Source organism: Streptomyces prunicolor (assembly GCF_045162825.1).
Lineage (GTDB): Bacteria > Actinomycetota > Actinomycetes > Streptomycetales > Streptomycetaceae > Streptomyces > Streptomyces prunicolor.
This window is the reverse complement of the sequence record NZ_CP108676.1, coordinates 3,426,185-3,440,800: the sequence shown is the minus strand read 5'-3', so window position 1 is coordinate 3,440,800 and position 14,616 is coordinate 3,426,185. Positions and strand designations below refer to the sequence as shown.

Sequence of the window (14,616 nt, the reverse complement as noted above, 5' to 3'; positions counted from 1 at the left end):
CAGTACGGCGGTCAGGCTGCCGTGCGCTCCGTCACCTCCCCCGCCACACGGCTCGGTTAACCTGCGGATCTGTCCACAGCCCGCACCCGGATGGAGACCCCGTGCCCCGTATCGCGCTCGCCACCTACAACCCCGGACCCAAGCCCAGCAAGGACCGTGACCTCCCGGTGCTGGTGGATGCCTTGCGGGCGGCCGGGGCCGAGGCCGTCGCCGCGCCGTGGGACGACGCCGGGACCGACTGGGGTGCCTACGACCTCGTGCTCATCCGCTCCACCTGGGACTACAGCTGGCGGCCGGTCGAGTTCGTGGCGTGGGCCGAGCGGATCGCGAAGGTGACGCGGCTCGCGAATCCGGTGCAGGTCGTGCGGTGGAACACCGACAAGCGGTACCTCGGCGACCTCGCGGCGGCCGGCGTGCCCGTCGTGCCGACCCGGTATCTCGCCGCCGGTGATCCGGTCGACCTGCCCGACGACCACGAGTACGTCGTCAAGCCGACCTCCGGCGCGGGCGCCCGCTTCGCCGCCCGCTACACACCCGACGAGCACGAGACGGCCGTACGGCAGCTGGAGCGCATGTATGCGGAGGGGCTCACCGCGATGGTGCAGCCGTATCTGACGCATGTGGACGTCAGTGGGGAGCGGGCGCTGCTGTTCTTCGGGGGGCGGTTCGTGCACGCCTCGCGGAAGGGGGCCGTGCTGGCGCGCGGGACGGCGTACGACGACGACAAGGTGTCCCACCCGGACCTGGAGCCGTGGACCGCTACCGAGGCCGAACTCTCCGTCGCGGAGCGGGCGTTGGCCGCCGTACCGGACGCACCGGAGCTGCTGTACGCGCGCGTGGACCTCGTCGACGGGCCGGACGGGGAGCCGTGTGTGATGGAGCTGGAACTCGTCGAGCCGAACCTTTTCCTCGATCTGCATCCGGAGTCGTCGTTGACCGTCGTAGTCGAGGCGATTCTGGGGGCCGCTAGTCGTTGACCGCCGTTCGCTGGAGCAGGCCCCAGGTGAACTCGGCCGCGCACCTGTGGCGTACGCCCTGCGCGTCCGGGGCGGTGAACGCGAGGCCCCAGCGGGTGGGGGCCGTGCCCTCCAGGGGGCGGGCGGGGGCGAAGGCGCGGGCCGCCTCGTCGACCGTGCAGGACCAGGGGGTCAGGTCCTCCAGGGTGTGGAGGGCGGGGCCTTCGGCGCCCGGGGCGCGGACCAGCCATTCGTTCCACACGGCGCCGTTCGGGGCGGTGAGTACCTCGAAGCGGAGATCGGGCCAGAGGGGGACCGGCCACTGCCAGGCCTCGCAGTCCAGGTCGCCGATCCGGCGTTTCGCGGACGACTCCGGGGTGCCGAGGATCGAGCGGTAGCGGGACGCGGCGGCCCGGCCTCTCGGGGAGTGCAGCATCGCCTGCCAACGCTTGTTGGCCTCGCGCATGTCGGCGATCGAGACGCCCAGCTCATGACGGGCGTTCTCGACCAGGTCCGGGTTGTGGTCCGCCATGCGGCGCAGCAGGACCAGCTGGAAGTCGAGGGGACTGAAGGGGCGGGCGGGGCGGGTTGGGCGGTTCGCTTCGGGCATGCGATCCATCGTCGTGCACGGCACTGACACCGGGGGTGCGGCCGTCGGGGAGGAAGAGCACCGAGTTGACGTAACGGGGTCCGCGGGCGAAGGGCAGGACCCGGCGCAGCAGCCCCTGGGAGACGACGTACGAGTTCCGGGCCTGGTGCTTCTCCAAGGGGAAGGACGCCAGCCTGACCCAGTCCCTGTTCCGGTCCGGGAGGACCCAGCCCTCGTAGCCGAGCAGCGACAGGTACGTCACCACCGGGGCGATCGGCTGGATGCGGGACTCCAGTTCGACGAAGAGCGCGGGGTGGTCGCGGGTCAGGAGGCCGGTCGCGCCGTGCAGGACGGCCAGTTCGCTGCCGTCGACGTCGATCTTGATGAAGCCGACGTCGCAGAGGTTCAGGCCGTCGAGCGTGACGCACTGGACGTGCACGGCGCGGGCGTGGATGTCCCGGCGGACCAGCGAGGACACCCCCCGATCGCCCTCGTCGTCCGGCGGCAGCCACAGGCGGGCGGTGCCGGGGCGGTCGGAGGCGGCGGCCGGGATCACCCGGGCGTGCGCGGGGGCGGCAGCGGCGAGCAGCCGGGCCAGGTGGGGGACGGGTTCTACGGTCACCACCTCGCGCGCGTGTCTCCAGAGACGGTGCGTCCAGGGGCCGTACCAGCCGCCCACGTCGACCGCCGTGCCGCAGTCCGGTGGCAACAGGTCGGCCAGGCGGGCCAGTTCGGGTTCGAAGCGGGGGTAAACGGCGCGGGCGGTGGCGGCGACGAGGCGGGTGGGGAGGAGGGGTGCGAGGCGGGCGGTGAGAGTACGAGGAACCGGGGTGCGGGGAGTGGGGTCCGTTGGGTTCGTGGGGGTCATGGCGCCATCCGTTTGAGGAGTTCCAAGTGCTCGGCGTCGTCGGTCACTTGCTCTCCGGACGAGGGCAGCAGTTGCGGGATGCCGTCGACGATGGGGTAGCGGCGGCGCAGGCGCGGGTTGTAGAGGGCGTCCGTGGGGAGCAGGTGCAGCGGGCCCTTGTCGAGCGGGCAGGCCAGGATCTTCAGCAGGGGGTCGTCCGGGTTCATGGGGGCATCAACTCCTTTGCCTCGACCGGTGGTTGAGGCGCGTTGTCGTGCTTCGGCATGGTCAGCAGGACGGTGACCGCCAGGAGGGTGCCCCCGATGCGCAGGGCCAGGCGCAGCGGATCGTGCGGCAGGGCCTCGCCGAACGCGAGCGTGCCGAGCACCGCCGTGAACAGACTGGTCACTGTCGTGCAGACCGGCACGATCAGCGAGGCCCGGCAACGTTGCAGCGCCGCCTGGGACATGACCAGGCCGAATGCACCGGTGAAGAGGAGGAGGTACGGGTACGGGGACTTGAGCAGGCCAACCACCGCCCCTCCCAGGTCACTTGTGGTCAGATAGCTCGACACGCCCTTGATGGCGAGCGAGCTGACCCCGTACAACAGGCCCACCGCCACGCCGTATTCGACGCCCGTGGTGGGCCGTCGGTGCCGGTGGCCCGCGCCGCGTTCGGTGGAGCGGTACAGCCAGACGCCGGCGGCCAGCGAGGGCACGCAGACCAGCAGGATCAGTGGGTAGGGCGCGTTGCGGCTGACATGGTCCGAGCCTTCTTTGAGGGACAGTACGACCATCAGCAGGGCGACGAGGATCGCCCCGAGCGCGTACCGTTCGCGACCGCTGGTCTCCTCGCCGAGCATCCGGGCGGACAACAGCACGAGCAGCACCAGGCCGGACACGAAGATGCCCTGCGCGGCGGCGATCGGCAGCGTCCGGTACACGGCGAGCTGCGCGCCGAACCCGGACGCGAGCGCGAGGGATCCTCCGATCCACAGCGGGCTGCCCAGCACCAGCCGCAGCAGCCTTGCCGGTTGACGGACCGTCACCTCGGGCAGGGCCGCGAGCGCGCGTTTCTCCAGGACGAAACCGGTGCTGTAGAGCACGTTCGCCAACAGGGCCGCAGCCACCCCCCACCACACGGCCGCGCCCCCTACGTCTTCCGTGCGTGCAGCAGCAGGATCGACGCCAACTGCGGTCTGACGCAGGCCAGTCGGTCGAGGGGACGGAGCGGTCGCGGTACGCCGTGGAAGGGCGCGCCCTTTAGCCCTACGACCTCGAAGCCGGCCGCCGTCACGAACTCCCGTAGCGCACGCGGGGTGTAGAGCCGCAGATGTCCTACGACCTCCTTGCCCGGGCGGCCGTGGATCGCGCGCAGGCTCACCTCCGAGAACACGGGCTGGACTCCGGCGAGCAGCAGGGCGCGGTTGTACCAGGCGGCCAAGTTCGGTGTGGACAGCATGAGATGGCCTCCCGGGCGCAGGACGCGGTGGATCTCGGCGAGAGCCGTGTCCGGGTCGACGAGGTGCTCGATCACCTCGCTGAACAGGACGGCGTCGGCAGAGGTCGAGTGGAGTGGTAACGCGGTGAGTTCGCCTCGGACGGTGTACGGGAGGTGGGTGCGGGCGCGGGTCAGGGCGTCCTGGGACCAGTCGATGCCGATGACCCGGTGGCCGGTGAGGAGGGGGGCTGCGGTGGCGGCCGCGGTGCCGTCGCCGCAGCCGATGTCGAGGACGGTGCGGGTCCGGTCGGTGGCCGGGCCCAGCGCGGTGGCGAGGATGCGGGCCTGACGGAGGGTGCGGGAGGGGCCGGAGGCGACGGGGGTGGCGGGGTTCTCGTAGAAGTCGCGGAGGTCGGGGCGCACCTGGTTCGGGGGAGTGGTGGTCGTCATTTCGGGTGCTCCTCCGTCTGTTCCGTCGTGTGCAGGTAGTGCTCGAAGAGGTCGCGGAGGTGGGCTCCGTCGCCGGGGCCGAGGAGGGTGCGGGACCAGCGGAGGGCCACGTGGAGTTTCCCTGCGGTGGACGCCGTCGTCACGGTGAGGCCGCGGGGCATACGGGCGGGGGCGGAGAACCAGACCGCGTGTGCGCGGCCCGTCGGGGCGCCGAAGTCCAGGGTGTACGGGATGCGGCCGATGTTGCTGAGGAGGGTGGTCGAGGTCCAGGGGGCGGCTGCCCTGCGGAGGCCTCGGGTGAGGGTGGCTCGCCAGGCGACGGGGACGACCGGGGCCGTCAACAGGGTTGCTCCGTGGCCAAGTTGGGGGCGGGAGAGGGCTTTGAGGGCGCGGGTTCGGGTTGCCGTGCGGTGGAGCAGTTCGGCCATGGGGTGGTCGGGGGTGGTGGTCAACTCGCTTGGGGCGAAGGTGACTTCGACCAGTCGCGTGCCGTTGCCTATCGGCATGTCCGTGCCTCGGGGGCGGTCGTCCACGGGCATCGTGATGCGCATCGGGCGGGGGTGTGCGCCGTGTTCGCGGTTCCAGTGGGCGATCATCAGGGCCGTGGTGACCATGAGTTGGTCGTTCACCGTGTACGGGGAGCCCTTGGGGCGGTGGGGGACGGGGAGTTCGGTGAGGAGGAGGCCGTTGCCGCCGGGGGTGGGAGTGGGGGTGCCGGGGGCTACTCGGGCGGGCGGGGTCCATACGGAGGGGGTGTCCGTGGGGGGTTCCGGGGTGTCCGGGGGGCGGGTTGGTGGGGCGGTGGGGGTGTTGTCCTTGCCGCCGTACAGCTGCGCCGCGGTGGCGAGGATGCGGAGGCAGGCGGGGCCGTCCAGGGCGGTGTGGTTGACCGTGAGGATCAGGGCGGTTCCGTGGGGGAGTTCGATGGCTTCGAGGCGGATGGGTGGGGATGCGGTGAGGGGTGGGGTGTGGGTGAGGGAGCGGGTGCGGGCCTGTTTGAGGGCGTCCTTGGTGGGGGGTGGGAAGGTCACCACCTCCAGGTCCGGGGAGTTGGTCAACTCCCATTCGTAGCGGCGGCGGTACCAGGGGCCGGGGGCCTCGCGCATGAGGATGCGGGGGTGGTGGTGGAGGGCCTCTGTGAAGGCGGTGCGGAGGCGTTCCGCGTTTACGGGGCCTGGGAGGTGGACCTCTATGTGGACGGTTTCCGGTTCGGCGGACTGGTGGCAGTGGCGGGCGATTTCGTCGACTGTGGGGAAGGGGATGCGGGTGGGGGAGCGAGGTTGGTCGAGTGTGGTCATCGGGGGTCGTCCTTTTGGTGCGGGTCCGTGGGGGCTGGTCGCGCAGTTCCCCGCGCCCCTGAAGGGGCGCCTTCGAGTGCCGCTGGTTGAGAGGTGGAAGCGGGCAGTTCTTGCCGCTCCCGGACGCTCACCAGTGCCGCGAACAAGCCGATCAGTGCCAGGAGTTGGGCCGCGTGGCTGAACGCTCCCTCGCCCGCGCCCACCGGGTCGCCCGCTCCCGTCGCCGCCACGATGCCTGCCCCCGCCAGTGCCACGAACGCGATCGGGACCAGCAGCGCGTGTCTGCGGTAGGCCAACAGGGCCAATGCCGGGACCAGTAGGGCGAACCAGCCCGCTGTCACCACTCCGACCAGCGTCAGCGCCACCGTGCCGAGCCAGAGGCCGGGTAGCGGCGGGGGCAGTTGGAACTCGTCGGGGTTGGGCTCGTCGCGGCGCCAGATCACCAGGGCCAGGAGGGCGGCGACGGCGACTCCGCTGCCGATGAGGCCGGCCTCGTACGTCGTCGCCGGTTCGTACGACAGCTTGATCGTGCCGCCCGCGCCTGCGGGGACGCGCCAGCCCTGTTGCCAGCCGTCCAGGCGGAGTGGGGTCAACTCCTTGCCGTTCAGGGTGGCTTGCCAGCCGGTGTTGTAGTTCTCGTACGTGGTGAGGTACGAGGCCGCGCCCGCGCCCACCGTCACCTCCCGGCGGTCGCCCAGCCAGTCCTGGACCGTCAACTCGCGTGTCTGGGCGGTGGGTTCGGTGACCGTTCCCCGGGTCAGTGTCACGTCCGTGAGGGTCAACGGGCCGGTGTCTCCCGCTTCCACCCGGTGTGGGCCCGACGTCAGCTCCAACGCCCCGTCCGTCTTGCCCTGCTGACAGGGCGTCACCTCCACCGAACGCCGTTCCGTCAGGTCCCGCACCGTCCCCGTCACGCTCGTCCCGTACAGCTCCCCGTCCACCGCCACCACCGGGCCCTTTCCGCAGGGCAGGGTGAAGGTGCGGGTGGGGTCCGGTTGGGGGGTGCGGTACTGGTCCAGGGCCGGGATGTAGGCCTCGGTCAGGCCCACGGGGAGTTGGAGGTTCTCGTCCGCTATCGGGTTGTGGAGTGTGAGCGGGGCCGTCTTCGTGATCGTGATGGTCAGGCTGTCCGTGGTGATCGGGTCGAAGCGGGTCACACCGTTCTCGTCCACGCCCGCGATCGTCGAACCGTCCGGTGACGTGATGTCCACCTCGGTCGGGCGCGCCGACAGGCCGCCGGCGGGGGCCAACACCACTTCACCCACTGCCTGTTTGCCGGTCCAGGTGAGGTGGATCGTCGGGCGGTCGCCCGCTGTCCAGCCCGTCGTCAGGTCGCCGTCCGTGAGGTTGCGGGCGGAGAGGCCCGCGCCAAGTGCCGCTGTGGAGTCGGCCGTTGCCGTGATGCGGTGCTGCTGGGCGGGGGCCACCTCGTAGAGGAGCTTGTCCAACTCCTCGCCCGGGGTTGCCGCCGCAGTCGCCTTCATCTCGTACGTTCCCGCCGCCGGCGTCGAGAACGTGCGGTGCAGGCCCGCCTCCGTGCCCGTCGGGGAGAGGCCCGTCGGGTCGGCCGCGCGGTGCAGGGAGATGATCTCGGCGGAGGCGTCGGAGGTGTTCGCGTCGGTGGGGAGTTTGAGGAGCCGGGTGACCTGGATGTGGGGGAGGGCGATCTCGGAGAAGCCCGCGCCGGTCAGGCCGGTGCGGCGGGCCACCGAGTCGACGATCGTCAGCTTCATCCAACTCGTGGAGCCCGAGGGCGCCTTGACGGTCTGAGGCATGCCGCTCGGCTGGAGATGGCTCGTCGCCGATCCCTTCGCCGTCTCCACCTTCACCTCCGTCGCCGCCGCCCGCACGCTCTCCTGCGGGAGCGGAGTCACCTTGAACGAACCCGGCATGTCGTACGACCCGCCCGTGAAGCCGATGCGCAGCCACTGGCCGTTCGCCGAGCCCGCCGCGCCCTCCGCCCACGCGGTGTCCGGGTCGCCGTCGAAGGCGTTCACCGGGTCGAACTGAGGGAGCGAGAACAGCCAGTTGCCGCTCGAAGACGCCGTCACCGAGCGGGCGCCGCGCAACTCCGCCACCGTCTGGTGGGCGATGCCCTTCGTCGGCAGGATCTGCTTCGGTTCCTTGCCCGCGTCCTGGACGGCGTCCGGCGCGTTGCGTTCGTCGGGGGTGTATGTGTACGACGTGTTGGCGTCCACCAGGCCGAACCGGGTGTCGGCGCGGCGCAGTCCGTCGCCCACCACCTGGAGCGGGGGTGAGCCCAGGCCCGGGTGGTTGTCGCCCGTCAACACCGTTGCCCTGCCCCGGAGTTCGGTGGCGAGGGGGAGGAGGGACTCCGGGCCGCCGGAGACGACCGCCGTGTCGGACACCGGCGTCAGGCCCGCCTGGCCGGGGCGGATCACGTCCTTGCTCGTCGGTTCGTAGATCTCCACCGCCCGTTGGCGCGGGTAGAGGCCCTCGACCTGGAGCGGGGTGTCGTTGGCGATGCGGCCGCCGGTCATGATCGGGCCGAGGCCCGTCACCCGCTGGTAGCCGGACTGTTCCAGGGTGCGTTTGACGGTGGTCGTCGGGACGTAGCCGATCTGGTCGGGGTCCAGGTCGTTGCGGACGACGACGTAGTAGACGCCCGCCCGGCTCAAGTAGTCGGCCAGGCCCGGGACTTCACTCCCGCTCGCCAGGGCCTGCTCCACCGCGTCCATCGCGCGCCGGTTGCCGGGGGTGCCCATCGGGACGTAATCCCGTTCCGCCCAGCGGGAGTTGGCGAGGACGTCGAGGGGCTCGTCGATGGGGGAGCCCCAGGTGTAGATGCCGTGCGCGGTCGCCGGGACGACCAGGGCGCGGGAGTCGGGGGAGTACTTGTGCAGCCAGTCCGCCGTGGACTGCCAGTACGTGGGGAGCTGCTGGAACGAACCCGGGTTCAGGATCGACCCGTTGAGATACGGCCACGCCAGACCGGGCAGGACGAGGATCGCCGCGATCAGCGGGGCGAGTCGGCGGCCCCGTACCGGACGGGCTCCGCGTGTCTCGGCGGCCACTCCCACCAGGTGGGCCAGGCCCAGGACGAGCGCGAGGGCCAGGCCCGCCTGGAACTTGTAGATGTTGCGGAACGGGACGAGCGGGCCGTTCAGCCAGTCCTGCACCAGCCCGTGGAAGGGCGCCCCGAACGAGCCGCCGTACCCGGCGAACAGGACCAGCGCGACCGACACCCCGATCAGCACCAGCCAACGCCGCTCCGGCATGTCCCGGCGGGCCAGCCCCGCGAGGCCGAGCCCCGCCGCCAGTGCCGAGCAGACGATCACGATCACCGAGGACGCGACCGTCCAGCCGGCCGGTATCCAGGCCTCCCCGAGGTGCAGATAGGCGACCCAGTCACCGGCCCCGCGCAGGCCTTCCGTCGCCGACATGGTCTCGGTCGTGGTCTGCGAAGTCTCCACGTAGGGAAGGAAGTTCTCCCCGTAGACGCCGAGCATCAGCAGCGGGATCCACCACCATGCCGTCGCCAGGATCACCCCGGGCACCCACCACGTGATCAGCTTGCGCTGCCGTGGTCCGGGTGGGCGGGAGAGCAGATACAGACCGACGGGGAGGAGTGAGGCCAGGGTCGCCGCCGCGTTCACTCCGCCCATGAACGGCACGATCAACGCCGACCGCAGGGCCGCGATCCGGGCCGTATAACGCTCGTTGGTGAGCGGCAGCAGGACCCAGGGAAGGAAGGCACCGGGGAGCGCGGCGGCGGACGTCGACCCGACCACGATCGTGAACACCGGCCACAACGCGTACGTCACGGCGGCGAGCAGCCGGGACGCGGAGTTGCCGACACACAGCCGTTCGGCCAGCCGCAGCGCACCCCAGAAGGCGACCGAGACAACGAGGGACAACCACAGCCGTTCCGCCAGCCAGACCGGGAGGTGCACGGCGTGGGCGAGCCAGTAGAACGGGAGCATCGGCCAGAGATAGCCCGCGTACTGGTCCTGGATACCGCCGAACGAACCCCGGTCGTGCCACAACTGCCCCAGGTCGGACAGGAATTGACCGGGGTCCACGGTGACGCCGAGCTTCGTGTCGAAGGTCTGCCGCCCCGGGTGCACGGCGAGGAACAGCACGAACACCACGGCCCAGAACCCCAGCAACCAGCGCCAGGACCTCGGGCCCTCCGGGGAACCCGCGATGGTCGTGGTGGGGTCGGCCGCCGGGGGCGGGGCCTGGACCGTGGTCGCCGTCATGGTGGACACCGCCGGAGGATGAGGAGGAGGTTCCAGGTGGCCAACTCCCTTATCCCGGGCACTTTTACGACGGCTCGGTCGAGGAAGGGCCAGTAGCGGGAACGCGCCGCGACGACCATCACGTCGTCGCGGGCGCGGACCTGCCGCAGGGTGGCACCGATGTGCACGGCGAACAGGTTCTCGCCGAGGGTGTGCTTGGCCGGCTTTCCGGTACGGCGCCGGTAGCGGGCGCGGGCCCGTTCGGCACCGAGGTAGTGCCAGGGCGCCCACTCGTGACCGCCCCACGGGGACAGCCAGTTGGTGAACGACACATAGATCAGCCCACCGGGCCGGGTCACCCGAGCCAGCTCACTGAGAAACGTCTCCGGATCGGCCACATGCTCAAGGACGTTGGAGGAGAAGGTCACGTCCGCGACCCCGTCGGACAGCGGCAACAAATACCCGTCCGCGATCACGGTCCCGTCCGGCGGCTTCCGCCCCAACTCCCGTACGTCCGGCTCGAAGAGGTAGGCGTGAGCACCACGCCGCCGAAACTCCTCCGTGAAATACCCGCTCCCGCCACCGACGTCCACGACGGTGCGGCCGGCGACGGGCCCGTCGTAGGCCTCGACCTGGTTGACGGCGTCGGTCGCGAGCAGTGAGTAGCAAAACTCCGGGTCGTCTTGTTCATGCAGGAAGGCGCGAAACAGGGCGAGGGAGCGCCGGAGAGAGGGATCCTTGAAACCCCGGTGAGTTCCGAAGGGGCGCGGGGAACTGCGCGACCAGCCCCCACCGGCCCGCAGCCAACTCACGACCCCCAGCCCTTCACCACCTCACCGGCCACCAAACGAAACTGTCTGACAGTCCGATCCCAGCGATAACGCCCCGCAAGATCACACGCGGCCTTGCCCATCACCTCACGGCGCTCCCCGGACAAGGCCAACGCACACCACGCCGCCGCGAACGAGGACTCACCACGAGCCAGCACACCGGTCTCCCCGTCGACAACCGAGTCCCGCAGCCCAGGCACGTCAAACGCGATCGCCGGAGTCTCACGGGCGGCAGCCTCCGTCACGACCAACCCCCACCCCTCCAGCGCAGAGGGATGCAGCAACAACCAGGCCGCACACAGCAGTTCGTGCTTCCGAGCCTCAGAGACATGCCCGGTGAACTCCACGCCAGGGCCGGCGAGTTGCTCAAGCCGCTCACGTTCAGGACCATCACCGACGATCACCAGTCGCCCGCCGGTCACGGGACGTACCCGCTCCCACAGCCGCAGCAACAGATCGATCCGCTTGTACTCGACCAACCGCCCCACCGCCACGAACAGCGGCTCGGCGGAACGCTCAGCGCGCGGCCCAGGCTCCTCAACTCCGTTGTGGACAACCCGGATCCGCTCCCGCTCGACCCCGATCCCGCGCAGCGCACCCGCGGTCGAGGGAGACACCGCGACCAACAGCCCACGACGCTGCGCCCCGGTCAGCGCCCAGTGTTCGAGTCTTCGCCCGATCCTCGCCGCCGGTGCCATCGGCCCCCCGAACCGCATCTTCCACAGGTCCGTGTGGACGTGGTTGACCAGGCACATGGTCGGCCCGTGATGCCACATGGGCGCGAAGTACGGCATGCCGTTGCACACCTCGACCAACAGGTCGCAGTCACCGATCTGTTGGGCGAAGGCGGTACGGGCGCGCAGGAAATGACCGTACGCACCGCCCGCCGACACCACGCGATAGTCGCGGTAGGAGGCCGGGCCGCCGCACAACAGGGTGACCTGGTGGCCCAGTCGGGTCAGCCCGTCGGCGAGTCTGTCCACGAGGAGTTCGGAGCCGCCCGCCTGGGGATTGTCGAGGTCCCGGTGGGCGAGGAAGACGATCCGGCGCGGTTGCGGCACCGGCGCCGGGGGGTGCTGCGCGGCTGGTGGAAACGGGGCGCGGTGGGGGTCCCCCCGCCCGAGTGAATTCGAGGGTGGGGGAGAGTAGGGCACGTGCTGGGGCATGGGTGCTCCAACTCGTCTCAGGGTGCGGAACGTTGGCGGTTCAGGGTGCGGAACTGTGGCGGTTCAGGGTGTTGAACTCTGGCGGAACTCCCCGGGGTGGGGCGGGATGGGGCGGGGCTCGGTGCGGAGTTCTGTGGATGGGCTGTGCCGGGGTGGGGTTGGACAGTTTTCGCTCCGGCGTTCCCGACGGCTACTCACCCGCATGACAATTTCCGGGGTTGTTAGAACTGACGTCACGTCACATCGTGGGTGGATACTCGGGTGAAGTGGGTGATTCGGGGCGCCTGCGACCGCGTAGCACCAAAACGCCACCCGCCACGGCGAGGACGAATCCGGCCACAGCGGCACCGATCGGCAACGACTGCCCCACCAGGCGCAGTTGGCCGCTCTCGCGCTTCGCCAGTTTCACCTGTTCGCGCTGCGTGGCGGGGGTGAACGCGAGCTTGTCGGCGTCCAGGAGCAGGACCGCGTCGTAGGCGTGGCCGGGGGCGCGCAGGGTGCGCCGGGGGCCGGTCTGGGCGTAGATCACCCGGCCGGTGCGCTGGTCGACGATCAGCTCGATGCCGTGGTTGGAGTACCACTCCTCCGCCAGGATCTGGGGGGACTTGGGCTGGTCGACGAGGCTGCCGGGGACCAGTCGGGTGCCGATCTTCGAGGGCGGGACCGTGCCCTTGAAGACGTAACCCGAGTAGCCCTGCACCTTCTTGGTCCCTGCGTAACGCAAAGTCACTGTCGCGCCAAGGGAGTTGTCCCACCACTGGTACGGCTGTTTCCGCACGTCGAACGGGAATTTCAGGAAGGCGTCGCCCTCGAAGTAGGGGTTCTCGTGGCAGCAGTGCACGGGCTTGTTGGTCTTACGGTCCGTGACCCAGCGGTTGGGGAAGAACTCCAGCGCGTCGTGCGGATCGGAGGCCGGCAGGGACTTGTCGGTGTCGACGGTCGTCGTGACGTCCCAGACCGCGGCCCCGCTCTTCTCGCTGTCCGCGACCTCGCCGCGCACCTGCTGGGTCACGGTGATCCGCTGGTCGTCCACGGTCCGCAACTCGCCGGTGTCGAAGTAGCTTCCGGTGCCCCGGTAGACGGCGGTGGTGTCGATGTCGATCGGGGTCACGGCGGCCCGCGGCTCGACGTACCACGCCAGCATCGGCGCCAGGACCAGCAGAAACGTGCCAAGTCCCAGCAGGATCAAGGAAAGTGGAGAGGTCGTACGGCGCATCCGGACACTCCAGTGAAGGTTGATGACGGAGTTCGGGCCGCTCTTGGGCCGGGAACCGTAGAGGGCCCTTGACGGAGTGTCAATGTCTGCCGACACTGGGGCCGACGGGCAGGGGTGGGACGACCTCGGGACAGAACTTCGGTCCTGAACCTCAGGACTGAACCTCGGGACAGAGAGGTTGACCCTGCGATGTCCAGACTGCTCGCCGCCGCACTCACCATGGCTTTGGCCGCCGCCCTCGCCGTCGGGGCCGCGCTCGGCATCGTCGCGCTGCTCGACGCCAGACCCGAGCAGTCGAACACACCCCTGGTCACGTACGAGCAAGCGGGCCAAGGGAGTTGACCCCGTGGCCGCTCGACCGGCGACCGCACGATCAGCGACCGCTCGCCCGGCGACCGTGACGGCGCGCTCGGCGTGGCACGACGTACCGCGCCCGAAAGTGCGGGAGTTCGCGGCGATCGCGATGGCCGAGGCGCCCGCGCTCGCCGAGGAGATCCTGCGCGAGATCCGCCGTGAGCACCCCCAACTGCCCCTGGTTCTCGACGAGTCGGGTGAGCCGATGGCTCTGGTCGGCATCCGGCGTGCCATCGAGGTCTTCGTCCAGCACCTGGAGACCGCCGAGGGGCGTCCGACCGTACCGCCGGGCGTCTTCCAGGAGTTCGGGCGCGGCGAGGGACTGCACGGCCGCAGCCTCGACTCGCTCCAGGCGATCTACCGGATGGGTGTCCGGCTCGCCTGGCGCCGGCTGGCCGAGATCGGGCAGCGCGTCGAGATCCCGCCACCCGCGATGTACGAACTCGTCGACACGGGCTACGAGTATCTGGACGGGCTGGTCGACCAGTCCGTGCGCGGGTACGCCGAGGCCGCCGCCCGGCAGGCGGGGGAGCGGCTGCGCCTCCAGCGCCGGCTCATGGAACTCCTCCTCGCCGAGCACCACCGCGGCGACCCCGCCGAGGCCCTCGCCGAACGCGCCGCCCGCATCGGCTGGCCGGTGCCCGACAAGGTCGCCGTGGGCGTCCTGCTGCGCCCGGCCCGCGAGGCGGTCGCCCCCGCCGTGGGGCAGGAGGTGCTGCTCGACATGGAGTACGAGCAGCCCCGCATGGTCGTGCCGGAACCGGATGCCGCCGGTCGGCCCGAGCTGCTGCACCGGGCGCTGACCGGCTGGGCCGGGGCGATCGGGCCGCCGGTGCCGCTGGCCGACGCGGTGAAGTCGGCGCGCTGGGCCGAGGCGGCCGTAGGACTGATGGAGCGGGGGTTGTTGCCGGGCGGGGGTGTTCTGTACTGCACCGAGCACACCGAGGCACTGGTCCTGTTGCAGCCGGAGGAGCTGATCGACGATCTCGCCGCGCGGTGTCTCGCGCCGCTGGAGCACTGCGGGCCGACGCACGGGCGGCGGCTCGCGGAGACCCTGCTGGCCTGGCTGGAGACGCGGGGCGGGGCGCCGGAGGTGGCCGCGCGGCTCGGTGTGCATCCGCAGACCGTGCGGTATCGCCTGCGGCAGATCCGGGAACTGTGGGGGGACGAGATCGACCACCCGGACCGTCGGTTCCAGCTCGAACTGGTGCTGCGCGCCCAGCGGTTGCGTGGTGAACTGGGCGATCCCAGGGCCGGTCGGTAGTCAT

13 protein-coding genes are annotated in these 14,616 nt (G+C 70.6%); 3 read left to right on the top strand and 10 right to left on the bottom strand.

Annotation, left to right across the window (positions count from 1 at the left end; all coding sequences use genetic code 11):
* Positions 1–101 precede the first annotated feature (101 nt).
* A complete protein-coding gene (locus OG588_RS15385; RefSeq protein ID WP_405947774.1) occupies positions 102–977 on the top strand; it encodes a RimK family alpha-L-glutamate ligase in 876 nt (291 codons plus the stop codon).
* On the opposite strand, the gene OG588_RS15380 is transcribed toward OG588_RS15385, so the two are convergent.
* The 10 genes from OG588_RS15380 to OG588_RS15335 form a co-directional block, all read right to left on the bottom strand.
* Positions 967–1,488: a hypothetical protein gene (locus OG588_RS15380; RefSeq protein WP_405947773.1), complete on the bottom strand. Its 522-nt coding sequence runs from the start codon at positions 1,486–1,488 to the stop codon at positions 967–969. The two genes, OG588_RS15385 and OG588_RS15380, sit on opposite strands and share 11 nt — an antisense overlap.
* Positions 1,445–2,413 carry an FkbM family methyltransferase gene (locus OG588_RS15375; RefSeq protein ID WP_405947772.1) on the bottom strand — a complete coding sequence of 323 codons (969 nt, stop codon included), beginning with the start codon at positions 2,411–2,413 and terminating at the stop codon, positions 1,445–1,447. Before OG588_RS15375 ends, OG588_RS15380 begins: the two co-directional genes overlap by 44 nt.
* A complete protein-coding gene (locus tag OG588_RS15370) occupies positions 2,410–2,619 on the bottom strand; it encodes a Trm112 family protein (RefSeq protein WP_019060261.1) in 210 nt (69 codons plus the stop codon). The genes OG588_RS15375 and OG588_RS15370 overlap by 4 nt, the downstream gene beginning before the upstream one ends.
* A complete protein-coding gene (locus tag OG588_RS15365; protein ID WP_405947771.1) occupies positions 2,616–3,521 on the bottom strand; it encodes a hypothetical protein in 906 nt (301 codons plus the stop codon). The genes OG588_RS15370 and OG588_RS15365 overlap by 4 nt, the downstream gene beginning before the upstream one ends.
* A gap of 23 nt (positions 3,522–3,544) precedes the next feature.
* The gene (locus tag OG588_RS15360; RefSeq protein ID WP_405947770.1) at positions 3,545–4,282 is read right to left on the bottom strand and encodes a methyltransferase domain-containing protein; all 738 of its coding nucleotides are present in this window, start codon (positions 4,280–4,282) and stop codon (positions 3,545–3,547) included.
* Positions 4,279–5,580 carry a condensation protein gene (locus tag OG588_RS15355; protein WP_405947769.1) on the bottom strand — a complete coding sequence of 434 codons (1,302 nt, stop codon included), beginning with the start codon at positions 5,578–5,580 and terminating at the stop codon, positions 4,279–4,281. The genes OG588_RS15360 and OG588_RS15355 overlap by 4 nt, the downstream gene beginning before the upstream one ends.
* Complete coding sequence (locus OG588_RS15350; protein ID WP_405953130.1) at positions 5,577–9,803, bottom strand: alpha-(1->3)-arabinofuranosyltransferase family protein; 4,227 nt, start codon at positions 9,801–9,803, stop codon at positions 5,577–5,579. The genes OG588_RS15355 and OG588_RS15350 overlap by 4 nt, the downstream gene beginning before the upstream one ends.
* Positions 9,800–10,585: a class I SAM-dependent methyltransferase gene (locus tag OG588_RS15345; protein ID WP_405953129.1), complete on the bottom strand. Its 786-nt coding sequence runs from the start codon at positions 10,583–10,585 to the stop codon at positions 9,800–9,802. Before OG588_RS15345 ends, OG588_RS15350 begins: the two co-directional genes overlap by 4 nt.
* A gap of 5 nt (positions 10,586–10,590) precedes the next feature.
* Entirely contained in the window at positions 10,591–11,778 is a 1,188-nt protein-coding gene (locus OG588_RS15340; protein ID WP_405947768.1) for a glycosyltransferase family 4 protein, read from the bottom strand.
* 238 nt (positions 11,779–12,016) lie between these two features.
* A complete protein-coding gene (locus tag OG588_RS15335; RefSeq protein ID WP_405947767.1) occupies positions 12,017–12,994 on the bottom strand; it encodes a DUF3068 domain-containing protein in 978 nt (325 codons plus the stop codon).
* Positions 12,995–13,183: 189 nt separating this feature from the next.
* On the opposite strand from OG588_RS15335, the gene OG588_RS15330 reads away from it, so the two are divergent.
* Together OG588_RS15330 and OG588_RS15325 are read left to right on the top strand one after the other, a co-directional pair.
* Positions 13,184–13,336, top strand: a complete 153-nt coding sequence (locus OG588_RS15330; protein ID WP_405947766.1) for a hypothetical protein — start codon at positions 13,184–13,186, stop codon at positions 13,334–13,336.
* A 4-nt stretch (positions 13,337–13,340) separates the two neighbouring features.
* A complete protein-coding gene (locus OG588_RS15325; RefSeq protein ID WP_405947765.1) occupies positions 13,341–14,612 on the top strand; it encodes a helix-turn-helix domain-containing protein in 1,272 nt (423 codons plus the stop codon).
* Positions 14,613–14,616: the final 4 nt, after the last annotated feature.